Genomic DNA, 513 nt, shown 5'->3' with positions numbered 1-513 from the left:
ACACCAACATGACGTTATTAAGCTGCAGAAGCTCATCTTCAATCTGCTTCGCAATCGGCTTAAGCTCTTCAAGAGGCCTGTCCCCTACCAGCCCCATTTCTATCACGTCTTGTCGCCATTCAACCTGATAGACATTGATGGGCTCCATGCCAAGAGGCAGGTTAGAAATAGTATCGATGCGCTGATTCACATCATCAAGCACTCGCTTGATATCCGCGTTGACATCAACTTCGATAGAAATATAAGCACTGCCACGAGAAGCTCGTGACACCACTTTTTTAATGCCAGTAACGTCTTTGATCGACTCTTCCACTTTGACCAAAATACTCTCTTCAATTTCTTGAGGAGACGCACCTGGATAAGTCGCGCGAACGTCGATGTAGTTCACTTCGATATTCGGGAACATTTGACGCTGGATAAACATGTAACTCACGATACCCATGATGATGATAAACACCATCAACAGGTTGGCAGCCACAGGGTTATTGGCAAAATAGGCAATGATGCCCTTTT

General features: G+C 45.2%; 1 protein-coding gene. It reads right to left on the bottom strand.

From position 1 onward, the window contains the following. Positions 1 to 513 (bottom strand): efflux RND transporter permease subunit (locus R7Z47_RS26930; RefSeq protein ID WP_318131037.1); only part of this gene is annotated, 513 nt, incomplete at both ends.

This window comes from Vibrio sp. 1641 (assembly GCF_033339995.1).
Taxonomy (GTDB): Bacteria; Pseudomonadota; Gammaproteobacteria; order Enterobacterales; family Vibrionaceae; genus Vibrio; species Vibrio alginolyticus.
This window is presented reverse-complemented; position numbering and strand designations above follow the sequence as displayed.